The sequence below is a fragment of the Bradyrhizobium sp. WSM4874 genome (genome assembly GCF_055811835.1).
The window spans coordinates 199,354-221,388 of the sequence record NZ_JBVVPR010000011.1 but is presented as its reverse complement, the minus strand read 5'-3'; the positions used below and the strand labels follow the sequence as shown (position 1 = coordinate 221,388).

18 protein-coding genes are annotated in these 22,035 nt (G+C 64.0%); 4 read left to right on the top strand and 14 right to left on the bottom strand.

Annotated features, from left to right (window positions below; all coding sequences use genetic code 11):
* Positions 1-347 precede the first annotated feature (347 nt).
* The 4 genes from AC0L3P_RS14735 to AC0L3P_RS14720 all read right to left on the bottom strand — a co-directional run bounded on the left by AC0L3P_RS14735 (position 348) and on the right by AC0L3P_RS14720 (position 4,617).
* Complete coding sequence (locus AC0L3P_RS14735) at positions 348-1,994, bottom strand: GMC family oxidoreductase (RefSeq protein WP_275169206.1); 1,647 nt, start codon at positions 1,992-1,994, stop codon at positions 348-350.
* Positions 1,995-2,010: 16 nt separating this feature from the next.
* Positions 2,011-2,604, bottom strand: coding sequence for a GNAT family N-acetyltransferase (locus AC0L3P_RS14730; protein ID WP_275169207.1), 594 nt, complete (start codon positions 2,602-2,604; stop codon positions 2,011-2,013).
* A gap of 117 nt (positions 2,605-2,721) precedes the next feature.
* Positions 2,722-3,648, bottom strand: a complete 927-nt coding sequence (locus tag AC0L3P_RS14725) for an SMP-30/gluconolactonase/LRE family protein (RefSeq protein WP_473302311.1) — start codon at positions 3,646-3,648, stop codon at positions 2,722-2,724.
* Positions 3,649-3,783: 135 nt separating this feature from the next.
* Positions 3,784-4,617 carry an AraC family transcriptional regulator gene (locus AC0L3P_RS14720; RefSeq protein WP_275169210.1) on the bottom strand — a complete coding sequence of 278 codons (834 nt, stop codon included), beginning with the start codon at positions 4,615-4,617 and terminating at the stop codon, positions 3,784-3,786.
* Between the two features lie 177 nt (positions 4,618-4,794).
* On the opposite strand from AC0L3P_RS14720, the gene AC0L3P_RS14715 reads away from it, so the two are divergent.
* A complete protein-coding gene (locus AC0L3P_RS14715; RefSeq protein WP_275169211.1) occupies positions 4,795-5,898 on the top strand; it encodes a mandelate racemase/muconate lactonizing enzyme family protein in 1,104 nt (367 codons plus the stop codon).
* Positions 5,899-5,907: 9 nt separating this feature from the next.
* On the opposite strand, the gene AC0L3P_RS14710 is transcribed toward AC0L3P_RS14715, so the two are convergent.
* On the bottom strand, positions 5,908-6,264 hold the full coding sequence (locus tag AC0L3P_RS14710; protein ID WP_473302310.1) for a hypothetical protein: 357 nt from the start codon (positions 6,262-6,264) through the stop codon (positions 5,908-5,910).
* Between the two features lie 182 nt (positions 6,265-6,446).
* On the opposite strand from AC0L3P_RS14710, the gene AC0L3P_RS14705 reads away from it, so the two are divergent.
* Positions 6,447-6,671, top strand: a complete 225-nt coding sequence (locus AC0L3P_RS14705) for a hypothetical protein (protein ID WP_027570609.1) — start codon at positions 6,447-6,449, stop codon at positions 6,669-6,671.
* A 278-nt stretch (positions 6,672-6,949) separates the two neighbouring features.
* Here AC0L3P_RS14705 and AC0L3P_RS14700 read toward each other — a convergent pair whose 3' ends face one another.
* Positions 6,950-7,606 (bottom strand): glutathione S-transferase family protein, encoded by a 657-nt coding sequence (locus AC0L3P_RS14700; RefSeq protein WP_275169214.1) that lies wholly within the window; start codon positions 7,604-7,606, stop codon positions 6,950-6,952.
* A gap of 171 nt (positions 7,607-7,777) precedes the next feature.
* On the opposite strand from AC0L3P_RS14700, the gene AC0L3P_RS14695 reads away from it, so the two are divergent.
* The gene (locus tag AC0L3P_RS14695; RefSeq protein WP_275169215.1) at positions 7,778-9,001 is read left to right on the top strand and encodes a polyhydroxyalkanoate depolymerase; all 1,224 of its coding nucleotides are present in this window, start codon (positions 7,778-7,780) and stop codon (positions 8,999-9,001) included.
* Between the two features lie 122 nt (positions 9,002-9,123).
* Here the strand turns inward: AC0L3P_RS14695 and AC0L3P_RS14690 are convergent, their stop codons facing one another.
* Entirely contained in the window at positions 9,124-12,453 is a 3,330-nt protein-coding gene (locus AC0L3P_RS14690; RefSeq protein ID WP_473302309.1) for an adenylate/guanylate cyclase domain-containing protein, read from the bottom strand.
* Between the two features lie 317 nt (positions 12,454-12,770).
* Complete coding sequence (locus AC0L3P_RS14685) at positions 12,771-13,286, bottom strand: hypothetical protein (protein ID WP_007595598.1); 516 nt, start codon at positions 13,284-13,286, stop codon at positions 12,771-12,773.
* 570 nt (positions 13,287-13,856) lie between these two features.
* On the opposite strand from AC0L3P_RS14685, the gene AC0L3P_RS14680 reads away from it, so the two are divergent.
* On the top strand, positions 13,857-14,783 hold the full coding sequence (locus tag AC0L3P_RS14680) for a catalase family peroxidase (RefSeq protein WP_473302308.1): 927 nt from the start codon (positions 13,857-13,859) through the stop codon (positions 14,781-14,783).
* A gap of 2 nt (positions 14,784-14,785) precedes the next feature.
* Here AC0L3P_RS14680 and AC0L3P_RS14675 read toward each other — a convergent pair whose 3' ends face one another.
* The 6 genes from AC0L3P_RS14675 to AC0L3P_RS14650 form a co-directional block, all read right to left on the bottom strand.
* On the bottom strand, positions 14,786-15,712 hold the full coding sequence (locus AC0L3P_RS14675) for an AraC family transcriptional regulator (RefSeq protein WP_275169221.1): 927 nt from the start codon (positions 15,710-15,712) through the stop codon (positions 14,786-14,788).
* Positions 15,713-16,000: 288 nt separating this feature from the next.
* The gene (locus AC0L3P_RS14670) at positions 16,001-17,869 is read right to left on the bottom strand and encodes an ABC transporter ATP-binding protein (protein WP_473302307.1); all 1,869 of its coding nucleotides are present in this window, start codon (positions 17,867-17,869) and stop codon (positions 16,001-16,003) included.
* Positions 17,870-17,878: 9 nt separating this feature from the next.
* Positions 17,879-18,805: a 2-hydroxyacid dehydrogenase gene (locus AC0L3P_RS14665; protein WP_275169224.1), complete on the bottom strand. Its 927-nt coding sequence runs from the start codon at positions 18,803-18,805 to the stop codon at positions 17,879-17,881.
* Between the two features lie 12 nt (positions 18,806-18,817).
* On the bottom strand, positions 18,818-20,146 hold the full coding sequence (locus AC0L3P_RS14660; RefSeq protein ID WP_275169226.1) for an NAD(P)/FAD-dependent oxidoreductase: 1,329 nt from the start codon (positions 20,144-20,146) through the stop codon (positions 18,818-18,820).
* 58 nt (positions 20,147-20,204) lie between these two features.
* A complete protein-coding gene (locus tag AC0L3P_RS14655; protein ID WP_275169228.1) occupies positions 20,205-21,080 on the bottom strand; it encodes an ABC transporter permease in 876 nt (291 codons plus the stop codon).
* Positions 21,081-21,083: 3 nt separating this feature from the next.
* Positions 21,084-22,034, bottom strand: coding sequence for an ABC transporter permease (locus AC0L3P_RS14650; RefSeq protein WP_275169229.1), 951 nt, complete (start codon positions 22,032-22,034; stop codon positions 21,084-21,086).
* Between the last annotated feature and the right edge of the window lies 1 nt (position 22,035).

The window sequence follows — 22,035 nt, the reverse complement described above, 5'->3', positions numbered from 1 at the left end:
GGCTCAATCACAATCGTCTCTGGAATACTGGATCGCCGGGTCCTAGTGCGCAATTGCGCACTGGCCGGGCGATGACACGGAGAGTATGGCTCACTCTCTCCACCTCGTCATTGCGAGCGCAGCGAAGCAATCCAGGCTGCCTCCGCGGAAAGATACTGGATTGCTTCGCTGCGCTCGCAATGACGGAGCAAGGGCGAGCATCGCCTTCTCCAACTCGCGCTTCAAATCGCCAGGAGGCGCACGAAGGTCACGTGAGATGGGCCTCGGCTCTGCAGCGCACGGCTGCACCGGACGATGCTTCGCATCGCCGGGGAAGCGCTGCGCTGCGTCCGGGGCACGAGACCTTGCTACGCCACCGCGGCGTCCGGTACACGCGCGGCTTCCATTGGCTGCTTGCCGCGGATGAGGTCCGAGGCGCGGTCGGCGATCATCATGGTTGAGGCATTGAGGTTCGCCGAGATCATGCGCGGCATCACCGACGCATCGATCACGCGGAGGCCTTGCAATCCGTGGACGCGGAGCTTGTCGTCGACCACCGCCCAGGTGGAATCCGCCGGGCCCATGCGGCAGGTGCAGCCGGGGTGGAAAGTGGTGGTGCCGCGCTCGGTGGCGGCGGCCAGGAACTCGTCGTCGGTGTTGATGTTGGGTCCAGGGAAATCCTCGTAGGCGTAATAGGGCGACAGCGGCGCACTCTTCAAAAGCCTGCGCGCGAGCTTCATGCCGCCCACGATGACGCGACGGTCGAGCTCGGCGTCGAGATAATTGGTCTGGATGATCGGCGGCGCGAACGGATCAGACGAACGGATGCGGACATAGCCGCGGCTCTCGGGGCGCTGCTGCCAGGAGGCCACCGTCATGCCGGGCTCGTCTTCGAGCTGGCCCTGCACGCCTTCCTTGTAGCTCGCAGGCGTAAAGGTGAGCTGGAGGTCGGAGCTGTCCGCGCTCTCGCCGGAGTGCCAGAAGCAATAGACCATGGTCGGCGACAGTGAGAGGAGGCCTTTGCGCGCCGTCGCCCATTTCATGGCCTCGACCCAGAGACGCCAACCGCGACGAAGCTCGTTGATGGTCCTGATGTCTTTGACGCGGGCGACCGTACGCGGGGCGTAATGATCTTGCAGGCCTTCGCCGACCGGCAGCGCGTGACGCACGGCGATGCCGTGGGCGCCCAACAAATCCGGCGAGCCGATGCCGGAGAGCTGCAAGAGCTGCGGCGAATTATAGGTGCCGCCGGAGAGGATCACTTCCTTGTTGGCGCGGACTTCGATCGGCGTGCCGCCACTACCGCCCTTCGTGTAGCGCACGCCGACGGCGCGCTTGCCCTCGAAGATGATCTCGGTCGCATGCGCGTGGGTGTGGACATGGACGTTCGGACGCTTCATCGCGGGCTTGAGAAACGCGGTGGCGCCGGAGACGCGCAAGCCCTTGTCGATGGTGCGCTGGCAGTAGGAGACGCCTTCCTGGGTCTTGCCGTTGTAGTCGGGGTTGCGCGGAATGCCGAGGCTCACCGCGCCTTCCATGAAGGCTTCGCAAAGCGGATCGCGCCAGTTCATGGTGGTAACCGTGAGATTGCCATCGCGGCCGCGATAAATGTCCTCGCCCTCGCCGACGCGTTTCTCCAGCCGCCGGAAGTAGGGCAGCACGTCGGCATAGCCCCAGCCGCGATTGCCCATCTGCGCCCAGGTGTCGAAATCCATGCGCTGGCCGCGATTGTAGATATGGCCGTTGATCGAGGACGAGCCGCCGAGAGTCTTGCCGCGCGGCGCATAGATGCTGCGCCCGCCGGTCCAGGGCCCGACCTCCTGCTGGTAGGCCCAGTTGATGCTCTTCATGTGGAAGGTCTTGATGAAGCCGGCCGGCAGATGGATGTAGGGATGCCAGTCGCTCGGGCCCGCCTCGAGCACGCAGACGCTGGTAGCGGGGTCTTCGCTCAGCCGGCTGGTGAGCACGCAACCGGCGGAGCCCGCGCCGACGATCACATAATCAAATCTGTCCATGGTGCCTCGGCCGCCTCTAGCGCGGCTTGTCGTTGAGTTGATAATTCAAATGCGTTCGCACCGTCGGCCATTCGGCCGCGGTGATGCTGTAGACCACCGTGTCGCGTAGCGTGCCGTTCGGCGCGACTTGGTGGCTGCGCAGGATGCCGTCCTGCTTGGCGCCAAGACGCTCGATGGCGCGGCGGCTCTGGTGATTGAAGAAGTGGGTGCGGAATTCCACCGCGATGCAGTCCAGGGTTTCGAAGGCGTGGGTGAGCAGCAGCAGCTTGCACTGCGTGTTGAGCGGACCGCGCTGCGCGCTCTTGCCATACCAGGTCGAGCCGATCTCGACGCGGCGGTTGGCGGCATCAATGTTCATATAGGTCGTCATGCCCACGATTTTGCCGCTGCCATCGAGCACGGTGAAGGGGAGCATCGAGCCCGCGGCCTGAAGACCGAGCCGGCGGTCGATTTCCTTGCCCATGTTGTCCGGCGTCGGAATCGCGGTGTACCAGATGGTAGAGAGCTCGCCGTCCTTCACGGCCTCGATCAGCCCCTCGCGGTGCTGATGCGACAGCGGTTCCAGACCGGCATGCTGTCCGCGCAGGGTGATGGGATCAGGCCAGGGCATTTGAAACTCTCTCCTTTGTCATTGCGAGGAGCGAAGCGACGAAGCAATCCATACTGTCACCGCGGACGCATTCCTGGATTGCTTCGCTTCGCTCGCAATGACGGTCACTAGCACCGTTTATTTGTTTAGGAAATTGAGAGGCAATCCGCCGCGCGGCCAGTCCATGGCGATCAGCTCGCCCTTGCCTGAGAGCGTGATGTAGGCGGTCTTCAGCTCGGGGCCGCCGAAGGCGATGTTGGTGGTGACGCGGTCGCCGGTCGGCACCTGCTCGACCAGGGTACCGTCAGGCGCGATCACCGAGATGCAGCCGGAGACGAGGGTGGCGACGCAGACATTGCCGTTCGCTTCGACCGCCAGCGAGTCGAACATCTGGTAGCCGCCGAGGCCGCAGATCGGTTTGCCCCGCTCGCCGCGATAGATCACATCGCGCGGCTTGAGCGTGCCGGGCGCGGAGAGCTCGTAGGCCCAGAGCCGACCGGTGGGCGTCTCCGCGATGTAGACGGTGGCCTCGTCCGGCGACAGGCCGATGCCGTTCGCCGGCAGTATGCCGTGCACGACCTCGACGATCTCCTTCATGCCAGGCTTGAGATAGTACATGCCGCCGACGTCCATCTCGCGTGCGCGGCGCTTGCCGAGATCGGAGAACCAGAGGCCGCCCTGCTTGTCGAACACCAGATCGTTCGGCCCCCGCAGATCGTGCTCGCCGCAACGCGTCACGACGGTTTCGATCTGGCCGGATTGCAGATCGACGCACTGGATCGAGCCGCCGAGGTAATCGTCGGGCTGCGGACCCGGCATGACCATGTTGCGGGTCGGGATCCAGGAGAAGCCGCCATTGTTGCAGATGTAGATCTTGCCGTCGGGGCCGAGGGCTGCGCCGTTCGGGCCGCCCGGCATCTTCGCGACGATCTCCTTGCGGCCGTCGGGATGGATCCGGGTCAGGCGCTGGCCACGGATTTCCACCAGCACCACCGAGCCGTCCGGCATCACGACCGGCCCTTCGGGAAATTCGAGGTCGGTGGCGAGAACGCGGACGTTGGACATGTGGGGACCCTCCCGGCTGCTTGTTATGACTTGCACGGGATGTCCGGCACGGGCCCCACACGCAAGATTGCCTGCGGTTATGACAAAGTCGCCGGGGCTTGCCAAGCAAGCGGGATGGTATGCCAGCGTTGCACGCTAATCTCGCACGGGTATCCAAATCTCCAGGCCGCCATTGCCGGTGGCGGGATCGAATTTCTCGTCGTAGCGCTCGAAGTTCGGCGCATCGGCAGCCTTCAGGCCGGAGGCCGGCAGCCACTGATTCCAGATCGCGTTGACGGTGCGCCTGATCGAGGCGACGTGGTCGGCGTGGGTGAACACCGCATAGCGCTGCTCGGGGATACGGATGCGGCCGAAGCGGCGCGGCAGCTCGGAGAAATCGTCGACCTCGACGCCGGCGATGTAGTCGAAATTGCCGGCATCGTCGCCGTTGCAGCAGACGCCATAGGCGACCGATCCAACGCGCACGGGAATGTCGGCGACCTCCTGGTGGAAGCGCTGCCACAGTCCAGGAATGGCCGCGCCGTTGTCGCAGGAGATGCGCTCGTTGATGCCTGCGACGAGGAAGGCCTTTGTGGTTTCGAAGCGCGGGACGGCGAGTTTGTCTGCGATGGTTGAATCCATGAGGATCGGCTCCTGAAGCTTGAGATGGCCGGTGCATTGCGCGGCCCGCACCGCTTCGGGCGTGGTGCCGAACTGGTCGCGGAACGCGCGGGTGAATGCTTCGTGCGAGCCGTAATCTGCCTCCAGCGCCAGCGACAGGATGTCCGGCGCGCCGTTCGCAAGACTGCGCGCCGCTTCGGTCAGCCGCCGCGCGCGCACGTACCGCATCACCGGCAGCCCGGTGGCTGCGGCAAACGCGCGCACGATGTGGAACCGCGACACGCCCGATATCGTAGCGATCTCGTCGAGCGTCATCGGCTCGGCCAGATGGCTCTCGACATACCAGAGCGCGCGCTGGGCTGGGTTCATGGCGTTTCTCGTTCGAAGCGCGACCATGATGCACCGAAGTCCGCGGGTTTCGCTTGATCGGTGTTGCGGTCCCGCAAGAGGATAACGCCGGAGCAGCCACTGGCAACGTCCGGGCGTTCATGGCTACACTCGGGACATCCTTGAAACCGCTCACCAGAAAGCAGGAGGAACCGCGTCATGAAAGTCACCGACGTGCGGGCGCACCATATCCGCATCCCCTATGACGCCGGTGTCGCGAGCTTCCGCCAAGGCGCCTCGGCGATCACCGCCCTCGACATGGTGATGGTCGAGGTCAGCACCGACGCCGGGCTGACCGGCTGGGGCGATGCCTTCGCCTATGTCTGCCCCCGCACCACGCGCAGTGCCGTCGATGAAATGATCGCACCGCAGGCCCGTGGGCTGGAAGTTCCCGATGCCGCCGGGATTCCGGCGGTGATGGAGCAAATCCAGCGCAATCTGCATCTGTTCGGGCGTTACGGCATCACCATGTTCGCGATCTCCGGGCTCGACATCGCGCTGTGGGACCTCGCCGCCAAGGTCAAGGACGTGCCGCTGCACCGCCTGCTCGGCGGCACCAGACGCCCGGCCATTCCGGCCTATGCGAGCCTGTTGCGGATCGGTTCGCCCGACAACATCGCTGCCGAATGCAAGAAGGCGCTCGCGCTCGGCTATGGCGCCATCAAGCTGCACGAGACCACGGCACCGGCGGTGTTTGCCGCGCGCGCGGCGATCGGGCCCGGCATTCCGCTGATGGTGGACATGAACTGCCCGCTGTCAGGCGAAGAGGCGATCGCGTTCGCCAGGACATGCCGCGACGCGCAGCCGATGTTCCTGGAGGAGCCGGTCTGGCCGCCGGAGCATTTTGCGGCGCTCGCCGAGGTCCGCAGCAAGGGCGGGCTCGGCGTCGCTGCCGGCGAGAACGCCTGCACGGAATATCAATTCCGCCAGATGATGGATGCGGGCGCGGTCAGCCACGCCCAGCCGTCGGTGATCAAGGTCGGCGGCATCACGGAATTTCTGAAGGTTGCGGCGCTCGCAGATCGGCTCGGCGTCAAGATCGTTCCGCACTCCCCATATTTCGGCCCCGGCCTGCTGGCGACCTTGCATCTCCTGGCGGGGCGCGGCGACGGGTTGGTGGAGATGTTTTACCTCAAGCGCGAGGCCTGCCTCTGGGGCGGCCGCGCCGATGTCGATGCTACCGGCCATGTCGCGGTGCCGACCGGACCTGGACTCGGCTATGAGCCCGACCGCAGCGTGATGGAGCGATATCGCGTCGCCTGAGCGCGGCGCCTATTTCGCCGCATCCTTCGGCGGCGGCGCATCCTGTTTCTTCTTCACATCCTGCGCGGCCTTCGCCTGCGCGGCCTGGAGATCGCCGAGCATCTTCTGCAAGCCGGCCACGGTCGTCTTCAACGCATCGATCTGGCGCCCCGCGGCATCCAGCTTCTGCTGGTGATCGAGGTTCAGCTTGGTGATAGTCTTCTGGAGGAAGTCGACGTTGCTCTGGAGGCAGCTGGTGCGGCGCTCCATGGTCTTCTCGACGGTGCAGATCTCGATGCCGGGCACGTCCTGCGCGCGGACCGGCGCAATCGCCAGCGTAGCGAGCAGCAACATCGCGAAACAGACGCCGGCGCTTCGAAGCAGCATGCAAGTTCCTCGTCAAATCAATCACGGCAATGTGCGCTTTTTGCACGCCGCCTGTCGAGGCTACCACACTCGCACCGCATTCTCGCGTTGAGCTTGCGGCTGTTCCCTCGGACGGGGAGCGATGATCTGCATGCGGAGGAAATGGGCGCTCCTTCTGCGGCTTTGTTTAGGGGAGTTTTTTGATGGCAACGCGCGACAGACGACTGGCGGAATTCGACGGCGCCGGAGAACCGCCGCCTGGCCTTGCAGTCGAAGTGCTGTGCGAGGACCACAGCGGGACTTATCAGCTGCCGTTCGCCTGCCGCTATGTCGAGGGACGCTGGCAGAACCACGCGGCCGGCGTCGCGGTTGAAGCTACAGTCATCGGCTGGCGCGTCCCGCGCATGAAGCATTCGGGCGTAGCCTGAGCACCGGCGTCTGTCTCAAAATGCAACGGTGCCGCGTCCCGGCTTAACCTTCGGAACGCGGCCCGAACGAATCACGTCCGAATCAGCCGTAGAGCCCCGTACGCGCCTGTTCACGGCTAGATGTCGCAACCGGCCAGCAGGCGCATACAATATCTGCGCAGCGCCTGAGCAGGCCCAACCGGCCACGGGCGTCAAAAGTTAACGGCTTCAATGACATGACTGCGGGGCGCGGCGGTTGGATGCTCGCTCGCAAAACAGGCAAATGGCACCCGGCCTGCCTAATATTCGACCTCGAGCTCCTCGATTTCGGCCGGCTCATCCTTTGCCGCCGCGATCCATTCTTTCATCTCCGGCATGGCCATGATGGTATCGGCATAAGCCTGCAGCTGCGGCTCGAGCTTGACGTTATAGGTCACGAAGCGCGTCACTACGGGGGCGTACATCGCGTCAGCCATGGTACGGGTCTCGCCGAACAGGAAGGGCCCGCCCGATTTGTCCAGGCAGTCGCGCCAGATCGCCCAGACGCGATCGATATCGGCCTGCGCGCGCGACCAGATCTTGAAGCCCGGGAAGTGCCCCTTCAGATTGACCGGCAGCGAGGCGCGCAAGGTGGTGAAGCCGGAATGGATTTCGCCGCAGATCGAGCGGCAATGCGCGCGCTGGATGCGATCCGCGGGCAACAGCCCGGCGTTCGGCATCGCCTCGTTGAGATATTCGGCGATCGCCAGCGTGTCCCAGACGATCGCGCCCTCGTGCCGCAGGCACGGCACCAGGATCGACGACGACAACAGCAGGATTTCGGCGCGCGCCGACGCGTCGTCCGGCGCGGTGACGATCTCCTCGAAATCGAGCCCGGAAAATTTCGTGAGCAGCCAGCCACGCAGCGACCAGGACGAATAGTTCTTGCTGCTGATGGTCAGTGTCGCCTTCGCCATGTGGCCTTCCCTCACGCCTGTGACTCGCACCCTGCCGGACTCTGCGGGAGTGCGCACCGCCTGTGCTTCCCGCGAAAAGAGCAGCAAGCGACGTGCCAATCTTGAGGGCGGCCCATCCCAGGTTTGGCTCCGATATTGCATAGCAGCACGGGGACAGGTGGGCGTTTCAGTATGATGTCGATGTATTATCAGGCCTTTCAGAACCATATGGACCTGACGGCGCCGTGGCGGTCGGGGGCTTCGTCCGCACTCAGATTCCTCAATCTGGTGCCTCAGGGCTTGTCGGATCAGGTCGTCGGCCGTCTGTCGGCCGCGCTTGAGCTGATCTCCCGCTCCACCCTCACCTACCACCGCCCCGCCTACGGCATCGACAGCGTCATGGTCGGCAATCGCGAAGTCGCCGTGACCGAGGAGATCGCTTACGCGACCCCGTTCGGCTCGCTGCTGCGTTTCAAGAAGGAGGGCGTGGGCGAGCAGCCGCGCATGCTGCTGGTGGCTCCAATGTCCGGCCATTTCGCGACGCTGCTGCGCGGCACCGTGAAGACGCTGCTGCAGGATCACGATGTCTACATCACCGACTGGCACAATCCGCGTGACATTCCCCGGAGCGAGGGCCGTTTCGGGCTCGACGACTACACCGAGCATCTCATCGACTTCCTCGGCCAATTGGGCCCGCGCCCGCATATGGTCGCGATCTGCCAGCCCTCGGTCTCGGCGCTCGCGGCCGCCGCGATCATGTGCGAGGGCAACCATCCTTCACGGCCGGCGACGTTGACGCTGATGGCCGGCCCGATCGACACGCGCATCCAGCCGACCAGGGTCAACGAATTCGCCAAAAGCAGGCCGATCGACTGGTTCGAGCAGAACCTGATCAACTACGTGCCGGTGCAGTGCCGCGGTGCCTTGCGGAAAGTCTATCCAGGTTTCGTGCAGCTCACCGCCTTCGTCTCGATGAATCTCGAGCGCCACATCAAGCAGCACATCGATCTCGCCGATCACATCGCCAAGGGCGAGAAGGAGAAGGCGGCCAGCATCAAGACCTTCTACGACGAATATTTCGCCGTGATGGACCTGCCCGCGGAATTCTACATCGAGACGGTGCGCGACGTATTCCAGGAGCACCTTCTGCCCCAGGGCAAGCTGATGCATCGGGGACGTCCGGTGAACACCAAGGCCGTCAGCCGCATGGGGCTGATGACGGTCGAGGGCGAGAAGGACGACATCTGCTCGATCGGCCAGACGCTGGCCGCGCAAGACCTCTGCACCGGCGTGCGCGCCTACCGCCGCGTCCACCACATGCAGGCCGGCGTCGGCCATTACGGCGTGTTCTCGGGCAAGCGCTGGAATAACGAGATCTACCCGCTGCTGCGGGATTTCGTGCACGTGAATTCGTAACCCGTCAGCCCTGGCCCGTACGTCACGAGCGAACGCGCATTGCAGTGAGGCGACCGGAGATGCTGGGGCAGGATCTCGACGCCTCTCCTGACCAAACGGCTAGCTAGAGAAACCGCACGTGCCTAATGCACTTGCTTGAGCAGCTCTCTGGCTTCAACGACTTCGGGAAGATTGCGCTCCGCATCGAATTCAGCGAGCACGGGAGCGAGCACCTCGGATACCGCGCCCGCTCGGCCATTTGTCTTGTGCAGGCGTGCAAGTCCAAGGGCGCTGCGCAGCTCGAAAGTCTTCACCCGTTGGTGCCGTGCGATTTCCAGCGCTCGGTTTAGCGCATTTTCGGCACTGGCTAGGTCCGAAGGATCATGACGCAACAAAAGCTCCCCGTAGACGCGATGCAGCTCGGCATCAAGCCAATGCTGACCGGATTGCCCCGCCCATGTGATCAATCCGCTCAAGATTTCCAGCCCGTTTTCGAGTCGGCCCGACTCTGCATCCGCCATCGCGACATGCATCCCCCAAAACGGCTCACAGAGGTAGCAGTCATTCTCGTGCAGCAAGGTCCAGCCGCGACGCATTTCCGTTAGCCCGGCCATTCCGTCGCCGGCACGCCACTTGGCCAGGCCATTCAGGTAGGTGCCGGCGGCCACATACAGCGGCATCGTGTGGTCGCGAGCGAGACCGAGCGCCAGGATCGTCTCTGTTTGCTGCAACATGCCCCCGCATAGTCCGTCGAACACAGCTCGATGAACAAGCGCATTGGCCTGAGAAAGCGCCCGTTTTTCTCCGGAAGCACTTATCGCTTCCACGGCGAGGCGACGTGCGCGAGCGATCCTGCCAAGCGGCCAAAGCACCAGGGCAAGAAACCTCATGATCACGAATGGGAGATCCAGTGCCGAGCCCCTAAACGTCGCGGGATCCGGCTCGTCACCATAGATCTCTAGTGCCTTCTCAAGATGTACTCTCGCGTTCAAGTAGTCGCCCCCGAACCAGCAGGTAACCCCGCCCGTCCAATGTGCAACGACGGCGGCCACCGGTGAGTCCGGTCGCCGTTCAGCGGCGTTCACGATGGCATCCACCAGCGCCCGCATCGGCGCGAGTTCGCCGTGTGTCAGGCAGGCATTGAAGAGACCCGAATGGACTGGCGCAAGTTCAACCGGGTCATTGATGTCGGCTGCGAACTGTCGGGCGCGCGTCCATGCGGCTACCGTTTCGGGAGCGCTGTGCCCGAGGCTGCCCCGTAATGCACGGCCATATGCGATTTGAAGATGTAGCCTACTCATCATCCGGTCGTGCTCATCGGGCAGCTCATCGGCGACGGCAATCGCCTTGCCGAGATGTGCAATCGCCTCGGAATAGGCGGAGCGTTTCAGCGCCTGCAGGCCCGCCTTGCGCCACCATTCGAGGGCGACCTCGTTCAGCCCCGCCTCAGTGAAGTGGTGTGCCAGAACTTCCGGCTCAGTCTCGGCGACGACTGGAAACTTCTCGCGCAGGACATCGCCGATGCGCTTGTGAAGCACCTGCCGTTTGCTCTTGAGCAGGCTCTCGTAGGCCGCTTCCTGAACGAGAGCGTGCTTGAAACTATAGTTTGCTTCGGGCGGAGCCCCGCGACGCACCAGCAGTTCGGCCTCTTCGAGTTGCGCTAGCGCAGCGCTCAGCGTCAGATCATCGCGTCCCGCCACATATCTCAGCAGCGCGTATGAAAAATCGCGACCGATGGCGGCGCCTATCTGCGCCAACTCCTTGACTGGGGCCAGCCGGTCAAGCCGCGCCATCAGCGAATCCTGCAGCGTTGCGGGAATAGCGAGCGGCGGGAGCGGATTATCGAGGCGATAGCGCCCGGCATCTTCGACGAGTAGCCCGGACTCCAGCACCATCTTGGTCAATTCCTCGACGAATAGTGGGATGCCATCCGTCCTATCGATGATCTGCTTCATCATCTCGCGTGGCAGCTGGCGACCAACGGCCACCTGTTCGACCAGCGCGCGCGAGTCCTGCCGATCGAGTCGGTCGAGCCGCAACAGACTAACGTTGGCAAGGCCCGACCAGGAGGGCTCGAACTCTGGCCGGGATGTCATGAGCACGAGTATCGGCAGGCCTCTGATCCGATCGACCGCGAGATCGAACAGTTCAAGTGTCGTGGCATCGGCCCAATGCATATCCTCGCAGATAATCAGCAGGGGTTGCTCTCGCGCCAACCCCTCAAGCTGATCCAGAAGGGCGGCAAATGTCTGTCGCCGCTGCTGCGCCGGGCTCAAACTCAGCGGCGGACAATGGTCGCCGGTGGGAATCGAAAGGAGAGCCGCAATGAGCGGTGTCGCTTGGGCGACCTGCTGTGTTCCAAGCGCCAGCATTGCCTCGAGCTTGTCGAGCTTTTGCCCAGGCGTGTCGTGCGACCGGATGCCGGCGGCGCGCTCGAGCTGCGCGACAAAGGGATGGAGCGCACTGTTGATATGGTAGGGCGAACACTGATATCGCACCCGGCGGTGAGCCCCCAACGAGGGGCTTTCGGACAGCGTTGCGACAATGCGCGACTTGCCGATGCCCGCTTCGCCGGAAATCAATACCATCTGCCCCTGCCCCTGCCATGCCAGCCGCTGGCGCGAGAGAGTGAACTCGATCTCATCCCTGCGGCCGACAAAACCGGTCGAGCGTACCGCGCGGACCGCCTCGAAGCGACTCTCGGATGCGATCGCTCCCTCCACCGCCCAGACTGCGATGGGTTCGGCTATGCCCTTGACCTCACGGCGGCCGAGATTGCGAAACGTGAAGAGATCACCAAGCAGCCGGCGCGTCGACGAAGCAACGACGACCGCGCCCGGTTCCGCCAGGCTCTGGAGCCGAGCGGCAAGGTTTGGTGTGTCGCCGACGGTTGCCTGTTCCTCTGACGCATCTCCGCTGATGAGGTCACCGACCACCACAAGCCCTGTCGCAATTGCGATGCGCAGTTCAACCCGTTCGTCGGCGCCTGTTTTGAGCTGCCCAATTGCGGAGATAGTGTCGAGACCCGCTCGCACTGCGCGCTCCGCATCATCCTCGTGGGCGCGAGGATAGCCGAAATAGACGAGTATTCCGTCGCCGACGAACCTGGCTATCCTGCCGTCATAAGCCGCAACGACGCTCGCGCAGGCGGCGCGGTAGGCCCGGATCACTTCCCACATATCCTCGGGATCGAGACGCGCCGAGAGCGCGGTCGAGCCGACCAGATCGCAAAACATAACGGTGAGGTGGCGCCGCTCGGCGTCCTGAGGAGGCGTCGGCGATGCGATCAACGCGGCTGGATCGAGGTCGGCAATAGCACGCAGCATTTTGCGGCGATGGCCTAGCAGGACTCCGAGCTTATCAAAGTCCTCGTCCATCAGTTCGGGGAGGATGCCCACGTCGATTGCATTCTGGGCAAAACGCTCTGCGTATTGCCCAAGCCCCAGTTTGTCGAGCCACTCCGCAATCTGCATTGGCTCCACCGATCGTGTGGTTGGCGGTTAGCAGGATTTTGGACCACGGCGCGGGGACGATATCCCAACATCGCCATGATGGCACGTCTTGTTTGTTGTGCGATAATTTAGGTTACTCAGTACCGACACGGCTTCTAAGCCGGGTCGCCGCCCGATGCGAACGACTCCGCTACCAAACATCGTCTTCACGCAGCGTTGCACGACAGAGGTTGCGATGAGTGGTCACGACTCACTCGGGACCTGAAGCCGAATCCAACGCTGCGGCTTGTGCTCTCGTCATGACGCCAAGCAGACGTTCTTGGGTGAGCACAATTCCTTCATTGCTTGTCCATGCGCGCTTCGTAGTTGCGAGCCATCGTGCCCGCCGCGACTTGGAGCGAAGAACCAACCACCCAACAGCCGGCAACAAAGGCTATCAGGCCATTGGCTGGGTTATGATCAAGGACAAGGATGCTGACGGACAGAGTTGCGGCAATCGCGGCGCCGAACGTTCCGGCCGCGCTCATGATCTCAGCCGGCTCGGAACCATTCCACTCTTCCGAGGTGCTCGAAATCGACTTCCGCGCGACACTGCGAGACAAATCAATTCCAACGTAATAGCTAAGAGCTCCGTAGAGCATCGTTATCAGCACGATCCAGCCGCTTTCAAACAGTCCGCCTTTCTCACGCAACAGGGCCGCACCCACATAGAGGCCGCAAGAGGCCCCAACGGCTGCGAGCCCAATTCTTTCAAGAAGATGGGCCGACCTGATCAGACCGGAACGAGCGATCCGAAGATTGCCGGAGCCCCTCGTTAGGGAAAATGCGCTGGAAATTGCATCACTAATTTTCATTGGGGGTCTCCTTCTTAGGTAAGTAGCGGCCTACCGGCCGACCCCGAATAGAGGCAGCCTCGTGGACGCGTTTTGCGATTGCCTGGATTCCAATTTCTGAAAAATCTGTGCTGAGTGATGGGGCTGGCTTGCTCGTGAGCTAGACGAGAGCCAATCCAAAGCTGCGAGCACGCGGCTACGCAGGCCTTGCATCTCACCCGTGTCTGTCAGTTAAGTCCGGGTGCGGCAATTTCTTGCGGGAGTGATAGCTCGAAAAGAGAGTGATGAAATATGAGACGGTTCACATAACGCGGTTCGCCGTCGCTCTATCCGATCACAATTTCCGGAGGACAAGTCTGCATCGTCGCGAGACCCGGGAGCGCGGGAGCTGAAAGAGCCATCAGTAAACAAGTTGTCCCGCGTCTCGCCGACATCAGATCTATCCACTCATACCATGTTTTGCGCACGTGAATTCCCGAAGCGCGAGCAAGCAATCAGCAGGGTCGGACAAGGCAGCGCGGCTTTGGGAAAGACGTCGGCGCTGCACCAGACCTAAAACCTGGCCATGCCGCTCGCGCCGGAGGCCAAGCCATGTCCGAACTTCCCACCCTCGCTGCAACACCCGCCGCGATCGTCGATGCATTGAAGGCGGTCGCAGGCAATCCGCCGAAGGTGCGCGCGATCTTCGCCAAGGGTCGATGTGTGCGCGGGACCTATGCGCCGTCCGACCACGCGGCAGAGATCACGCGATCGCTGAGCTTCACAAGACCGTCGCGCGTGCTGGCGCGCTTCTCCGTTGGCGGCGGCAATCCCGGGGTGACCGACACCAACAATCTCGTCCTGCGCGGCTTCAGCTTTAGCCTTGGCGACGATGCCCATCGTTCGGACATCCTGACGGAAACCGCTCCGGTGCATTTTGCACGGACGCTCGACCAGATGCTCGCCTTCCTCGAGGCGCGCATCCCAGGCGCGGACGGCAAGCCTGACATCGAGAAGGTCCGAGCCTTTTCCGCGGCCAATCCTGAAACACTGAACCAGGCGAATTACGTCGCGGCACGCCGGCTGCCCGGCAGCTTTGCCGGCACGACCTATTGGGGCGTGCACGCCTTTCCCGCGACGAACGCGAAGGGCGAGACCCGCTTCATCAAGTTCAAGGTCGCGCCTGTGGGCGGTGACGTCACCTTGAGCGAGGACGAAGCCAGGGGGAAGTCGGCCGATTTCCTGCATGACGATCTCGCGCGGAGGATCGCAGCCGGCGATATCCGCTTCAACGTGATGGCCTTGCTCGACCGTCCCGGCGATCCCACCATGGACGTGACCCTGCGATGGCCGGACGAGGACAACCGTGAGCAGGTGCGGCTAGGGACAATCGTCATCACCAGCCTCGAGGCCAACGAGGCCTGCGACGGCTCCATCTTCAATCCGGTCAATCTTGCCGACGGCATCGGCCATCCGCCGGACGAGATCTTTGCCGCGCGCCGCACGGCCTACACGATCTCACTGGCGAAACGCCGGTAAGTTCAAGTCTTGTCCCGTCCGCCATCCGTGTCGCGGCGCCATGCGCCCGGACTGACGCCGACGATGGACGAGAACACCCGCGTGAAATGGCTCTGATTGGCGAATCCGGCCGAGATGGCAATCTCGGACAACGGCAGGTCGCGGACCGACATTAGTTGCTTGGCCGCCTTCACGCGCTGCTGGAGCAGCCATTGATGCGGCGGCAGGCCGGTGGAGATCCGGAATGCGCGTGAGAAGTGGCTGACCGACAGGCCAAGCTCGGTCGCGATCAGCTGCAGCGCGATCTTGCCCGAGAGATCGGAATCGAGCCGGTCACACGCACGCTTCACCTGCCATGGCGCGAGACCGCCGCGGCTCGGTTCTGCGGCTGGCTTCAGCCCACCATAGGTCTGGGCCACATGGGCGGTGAGCGCAAGCATCATGTGATCGACGAAAAGCTGGTTGGTCTCGTCGGGCCTACACAGTCCTTGCCGCAACGAGGCACCGACATGTCGAACGACCTCGTCGTCATGACCGACACCTGGCTCGTAGCTCAGCTCGCCAACGCGCGGCCCGCCCGGTTGCCTGGCAACGCCGTTGAGCGCCGAGCGCGGCAAATAGAAGAAGAGCGAGTGAAACGGCTTGTCGATCACATAGCGCGGGTCGCGCTTGAGGTCGTACAGATAGGTCGCACCTGCGCGAACATCCGCCTTGGTGACACAGCGGCCCTCCTCCCAGCATTCGCAATCCGGATAGTCGCGGAGTTTCAGGCTGACGAGATAGGCATCTTCCGCAGTCAGCGAGCCGGAAATATCCGGTGTCGGATCGTCGTTGCGGACTTCGGTGACCGCGAGTTCGGAGCTGTGCAGCGAACGCGTGATCAGGACCGGTGCTTGCTCCGAGCGAAGGCCCTGCCCGAGCCTCTGCCCGTAGACGCCTGCTTGTGTCATTTCAGTAAATCCATCCGTAAAGGCACGTCTTCGCCGGCCTTCCCGAGATCCGCACATTATCGGAGATCGCCGGCCGACGGTCCAGCCGCAGCGCACAACACGAGGCTGGCGCGGCAGGCTGTCGCACTGGATCGCGCCGCGATGATTTCATTGTGATTTCAGCGTGATGTCACAGGCCCGGCGCCGCGAAGGACACCATCGTTGACCTCCCCGGCAGATCGCCGCGCGACTCCATCGTGCATTTTGGAAATGATGCGTAGACAGAGAGCCATGCGCTCATGGCCTTCGTCAGGCGGACCATTCCTCGCCCCAGACCTGCACGACGTGGCCCGGCGACACCTCGCGATATTGCCGAACGGGCGGCTGGTAGTCGGGCGCGCGCACCGGGCTTCTGATCTCGTCGTTCGTGACCTCGCGCCTGGTGCCGCGGCGCGCTGGATCCGGCACCGGCACGGCCGCCATCAGCTTCTTCGTATAGGGATGCTGCGGATTTCCGAACAGGGCCGCGCGTGGACCGGTCTCGACGATCTCACCGAGATACATCACCGCGACGCGATGGCTCATGCGCTCGACCACCGCGATATCGTGCGAAATGAAGAGATAGGCAAGTCCCATACTGGCCTGAAGGTCCAGCATCAGATTGACGACCTGCGCCTTGACCGAAACGTCGAGCGCCGAGACCGCTTCGTCCGCGACGATCAGCTTCGGTCCGAGCGCGAGCGCGCGGGCAATGCAGATGCGCTGGCGCTGGCCACCGGAGAATTCGTGCGGAAAGCGCGCGGCCATGTCGGCGGTGAGACCAACGCGAACGAGCAGGTCGGCGACCTTCTCCCGCGCCTGCGACGCCGTGGCGAGCCCGTTGGCGAGCAATGGGGCCGCAATCGCCGTTCCCACCGACATGCGCGGATTGAGGCTCGCGAACGGATCCTGAAACACGATCTGCATCTGCTTGCGGAAGTGGCGCAAGGTGCGGGCATTCATGGCCAGCACATCCTGCCCGTCGATCAGGACGGTGCCGCTGTCCGGCTCCGTCAGCTTGAGAATGGAGCGGCCCGTCGTCGACTTGCCGCAGCCGGATTCGCCGACCAGCGCCAGCGTCTCGCCAGCGCGCAAGGTGAAGGAGATGTTCTCGACCGCATGAACGCGGCCCGAGACCTTGCCGAACAGGCCCGAGCGGATCGGAAAGCGCGTCGTGAGGTTGGAGACTTCGAGCAGCGGTCGCTCGGCAATCGAGACCGTATCGGGCGTCTCCGCCGGCTCGTCCGAGGTTCCCGTCAGCTTATCGACGATCGGAAAGCGCATCGGCCGCGTCCGCCCGTCCATCGAGCCGAGGCGTGGCACGGCGGCGAGCAGTGCCCTTGTGTAGGGATGCGAAGGGGCTGCGAAGATGCGCGAGGTATGGTCGGTTTCTACCGCCTGCCCGCCATACATCACCACGGTGCGGTCCGCGATCTCGGCAACCACGCCCATGTCGTGAGTGATGAAGAGGATCGACATCTCCTCTTCCTGCTGAAGCTCCTTCAACAGCTCCAGGATCTGGGCCTGGATTGTGACGTCGAGCGCGGTGGTCGGCTCGTCGGCGATCAGCAGCCTCGGCTTGCAGGCCAGCGCCATCGCGATCATCACACGCTGGCGCATGCCGCCGGAAAAGCGATGCGGATGCTCGTGGAAGCGCGACTTCGCCGCAGGTATCCGCACGCGGTCGAGCAGGCGGATGGTCTCGGCCTCCGCCGCCGCGCGCGACAGGCCGCGGTGCTGAATCAGCGCTTCCGCAATCTGGAAGCCGATGGTGAGCACCGGATTGAGGCTCGTCATCGGCTCCTGGAAGATCATGGCGATGTCGTTGCCGCGAACATCCTTCATGCTCGCTTCGGGCAGCGTCAGCAGGTCGCGACCGGCAAGCCGGACACTGCCTTCGACGCGGCCGGTCTCCTTCGGGATGAGCCGCATGATCGAGAGCGCGGTGACGCTCTTGCCCGAACCGGATTCGCCGACGATCGCCACGGTTTCCCGCGAGGCAATATCGAACGATACATCGCCGACCACGGGAATCCATTGCCGCTCGCGCAGGAAGGACGTCGTCAGGCCGGAAACCGACAGCACCGGCGACTGCGCGTTGATAGCGACTTGATCAGCTCCGCTTGCGCCCATGCTCATGCCAGTGTCCTAATAGCCACGAGTACGGTCGACACGCCCCGGCAATTCTTCACCGCGGCGGTGACGCGCGATCACGTCCAGCACGAAATCGACCGCCGTGTCCGGCGTGGTCATGCTGGCATTGTGCGGCGTGACCAGGATGCGCGGGTGGCCCCAGAACGGATGGCCTGCGGGCAGCGGCTCCGGTTCGGCGACGTCGAGGACGGCGCCTGACAATGCGCCGCTGTCGAGCGACGCGAGAAAGTCGGCTTCGACCAGATGCGGGCCACGCCCGACGTTGACGAGCGACGCGCCGCGCGGCAGGCGCGCGAACAAGTCTGCATTCAGGATGCCGCGGGTCTCGTCGGTCAAAGGCAGCAGGCAGACGAGAATGTCGGTCTGCGCAAGGAAATCCGGCAACGACTCCATGCCCGCATAACAGGTGACGCCGTCGAGCTCGCGCGGCGAGCGGTTCCAGCCGACAAGCGGAAAGCCGAACGCCGTGAGGCGTTCCAGCACGGCCTGGCCGAGCTGGCCAAGGCCCATCACGCCGACGCGCCGCCGCCTCGCCGGCGTGATCCGGATCTCGCGCCAGACCTGTTCCTTCTGCTGGTTGATGAAGTGCAGGAGATCGCGATGCAGAGCGAGCACCGCCATGGTGACGTATTCGACCATGGTCTCGGCGATGCCGGGCTCCAGCATGCGCACCAGCGGAATGTGTGGCGGAACTTTTGACGCGTCGAACTGGTCGACCCCCGCACCGACCGAGAAGACCAGCTCGAGATTGGGGAAAGTCGTCGCGATGTCGTCCGGCGGCACCCACGCCACGAGATAGCGGACGTCAGCGGGATCGCCGATGTCGGGCCAGAGCCGAAACGGAACATCGGGCGCGCGCTCGGCGAAGAAGCCCGCCCACTCAGCGCCCCGAACCATGTTGGCCTTGTAGAGGACCGTCATGCCGCAAAACCCTCAGAAGGGGCTGACCGGCGCGAGCCGGCGGCCGTCGATCAGGCGCTTGTGGCTGTAGGCCGCGGGATCGACGAGCGGCGTCGCGCCCGTTACGATGTCGGCGGCGAGCTTGCCAGCCGCAGGACCGATGCCAAAGCCGTGGCCGGAGAAGCCGGTGGCGAGGAAGAAGCCGGGCATGGCGTCGACCGGCGAGATGACGGGGATGGTGTCCGGCGTGCAGTCGATCGTCCCGCCCCAGGCTTCCGCGATCTCGATCTCTTTCAGCTCCGGGTTCGACTTGATCAACGAAGCCAGCGCGGCATTGACCAGAGACATGTCAGGCGCGGGATCGCGCACGCGCTCGGTCTCGAACGGCGACAGCTTGTCCAAGCTCCAGCTCGTGCCGCGCATGAGCTGGTCGAAGAAGGATTTGCCGAACGACAGTTTCAAGCCGTTCTTGCGATGCAGATAGGTTGGCCAGAAGGTCCGCGCGTAGCGAAACAGATCGGGCGACAGTTCAACCGTGCCGCGGTTGCGCAGCGCCAGCGTAAAGCCGCCGTCGAGGCGGCGGCGGATGCAATAGAAGTCGGTGCCGAGCGCGCCGGAGGTGATCTCCGGCCCCGGCGTGGTCCGGCACGCGGTGGCGTTGACGAGGCCGATCGGCAGCTCGATGCCATGGCGGCGGCAGAACAGCGACGACCAGGCGCCGCCGGACAGCAGCACCGATTGCGTGCGAATGGTGCCCTTCTCGGTGACGACGGCGCTCACCCGTCCGCCTTGCGTCTCTAACCCACGCGCGGCGCAGCCCTGATGAATGGTGACGCCGTGTTTTCGCGCGGCGGTCGCAAGCGCCGGCACGGCCATCGAGGGCTCGGCGCGCCCGTCGCTGGGCGTGTGCAATCCGCCGACCCATGTTTCGGAATTGCCGGGCACGCGCTCGGCGACTTCCGCCGGCGTCAGAACGGTCGAGTGGACCTGCATCTCGCGCGCCGTTGCGGCCCATCGCTCCCAGCTGGCGAGTTCGTCCTTGCTCTTGGTCAGGAACAGCACGCCGGTACGGCGGAAGCCGGCATCGACGCCGGCATCGTTCTGCATATCCTCCCATAACCGCAGCGCCTCGCGCGCCAGCGGGATCTCCTCACGCGCGCGACCCTGCTGGCGGCACCAGCCCCAATTGCGGCTCGACTGCTCGCCGCCGACATGGCCCTTCTCGACCAGGGCGACGGAGAGGCCCTTCTTCGCGAGGTGATAGGCCGCGGAGACGCCGATGACGCCGCCGCCGATCACGACGACATCCACCTGCGCCGGCAGGCGTTCGTCGCTGTTTATACGGGTGAGCGGCGGGGACATGGGAGACTCCTGGCATTCAGTTCGATCGAGACAGCTCGGCTCGTCGCTAGTTTGCAGATCATGGGATGTTCATTCGCGGATCGAGCGCATCGCGCAGGCCGTCGCCGAGGAAGTTGAAGCTCGTGACCGCCAGCGTGATGGCGACGCCCGGCGCGATCGCGAGCCAAGGCGCGCTGGTGAGATAGATCTGCGCGTTGTTGAGCATGTTGCCCAGGCTCGCGGCCGGCGGCTGGATGCCGTAACCGAGATAGCTCAGATAGGACTCCAGCAGGATCGCCTTGGCGACGTTCAGCGTCGCAGCCACCACGATCGGCGCGACCGCGTTGGGCACGAGCTCGCGGAACATGATCCGCAGGTTCGACGAGCCGAACGCGAGTGCAGCAACCGCAAACTCGCGTTCCCGCAGCGAGCGCACCTGGGCCTCGACGACGCGGGCCACCCACATCCAGGCGGTTGCCGCGATCAGCACGGTGGTGGTGACGAAGCCGGGCTCGATGAGCGCCGCGAGCGCAAGCAGCAGGAAGATGGTCGGAAAGCAGAGCATGGCATCGACGAGCCGCATCAGCACCGCACCGACTGCGCCGCCATAGAAGCCGGCGAAGGCGCCGACGGCGATGCCCACCGCCATCGCGATCACCATCGCGACGAAGCCGATCGACAGCGAGACACGCGCGCCCATCATCAACCGGGCCAGCACATCGCGGCCGAGTTCGTCGGTACCGAGGATGTGCGCGCCGGAAAACGGCGGCGCGAAGCGCTTCATGATGTCGATATAGGTATCGTCGAACGGCAGGAGGTACGGGCCGAATGCCGAACCGAGGATGAGCAGCAGAATGATCACGGCGCCCGCGAGCGCGAGCCGGTGCCGGCGGAAGCGCCGCCAGGCGGCCTGGCCCGGCGCGAGCTGAACGGTCGTGAGGGCTGCGCTCGTCATCGCCTAGCCCACCCGGATCCTGGGATCGACGACGGCATAGAGGATGTCGGCGAGCAGCGACCCAATCAGCACCATGATCGCCGAGAACATCAGGATGCCCATCACCACGGGATAGTCGCGGTAGCCGATGGAATCGAGGAACAGCCGGCCCATGCCCGGCCAGGTGAACACGGTCTCGGCGACCAGCGCGCCCCCGAGCAGCGTCGGAAACTGAAGGCCGGCCACCGTGATCATCGGCAGCAGCGCGTTCCGCAAGGCGTGAACCGTAAGGATCCGCCATTCCGGCATGCCCTTGGCGCGCGCGGTGCGGATGTAGTCCTGGTTGATCACCTCGAGCATGGAGGAGCGCATGAAGCGGCCCCACATCGCGGTCTCGACCAGCGCCAGCACCAGGGCCGGCGCGATCAGATGATGCAGCAAGTCGAGGAAGGAGCCATCGCCGACGGTCTGCCGGTTGCCGGCCGGCAGCCAGCCGAGCTTCACCGAGAACACGTAGATGGTGACGAGTCCGAACCAGAAGGTCGGGATCGACAGCGCGATCATGGCGCCGACGGTTGCGAGCGTATCGAACAGCGAATAGCGGCGCAGCGCACCGAGCACACCGATCCAGCAGCCGAGCAGGACGGCGATGATGGTCGCGGTCGCCATTAGCTCCAGCGTGGCGCCGAGATGAGAAGAGATCACCGACAGCACCGCCTCGCCGTCGCGATACGAGCGGCCCCAATCGCCCCTCAGCATCCGGCCGAACCAGTCGAGATACTGGATCGGCAGCGGCCGATCGAGCCCGAGCTGCCGGGTAACGCGATCGAGGTCCTCCTGCGTCATCTGCGCGGACGCCGCGAATTGCGAGAGCGGACCGCCGGGCGCCAGATGCAGGATGGCGAAGCCGATCGCGGACACGATCACCAGCAACATGATCGCCTGCGCCAGGCGATTGGCGACGTAACGGGCCATC